The 741-nt window shown below is 42.1% G+C and carries 1 protein-coding gene; it reads right to left on the reverse strand.

Annotation, left to right across the window (positions count from 1 at the left end):
• Window positions 1–741 (reverse strand): sensor histidine kinase (locus ACFIK8_RS11285; protein WP_375669479.1); only part of this gene is annotated, 741 nt, incomplete at both ends.

Raw genomic sequence — 741 nt, forward strand, 5'->3', positions numbered from 1 at the left:
CGCTCAAAAATGCGTTCAATATTCTCTGAACGAATACCAGGGCCATTGTCTTCAATGGTTAAGATGAGGGTTGAAGCATGACTCTTCATAGTTATATAAATTTTGCCATTATCATGGGGAATGAAGGAACGTGCATTTTCAATGAGATTGGAAATAACTTGCCCCAAACGGAGTTCATGTCCCAACACAAGGTAGGCTTTTCCATAAGGACGTGGGACAATATTGAGGCTGATATCAATGGATTGCGTGTTACGGTATACTTCATGAGCAGCATGAACAAGACTTTCCAAAAGCCGTGTCATATCAACGATCTGCGCGGTTTCACGAGCAAGCTCAGCATCGAGTCGTGAGGCATCAGAAATATCAGTAATCAAACGGTCAAGACGACGCACATCATGTTGAATAATTTCAAGTAATTGTTCTTGTGCTTCTTCATTTTTAGCCAGAGGAAGGGTTTCAACAGCACTACGCAGTGAGGTAAGCGGATTTTTTAATTCATGACTTACATCAGCAGCAAAACGTTCAATGGCTTCAATACGCATATAAAGAGCATTGGTCATATCACGAATAGAAGTCGAAAGATGACCAATTTCATCTTCGCGCATTGAGAAATCAGGAATTTCCACGCGTTTATTGTTGCCATTGCGCACACGGTTGGCAGAGGCGGACAATTTGCTTAATGGATGAGCAATCGTATGGGCTAAAAATAAGGAAAGTACCAAAAGCACGCTCCCGACGACA

This window comes from Bartonella sp. MR168JLCBS, from assembly GCF_042194175.1.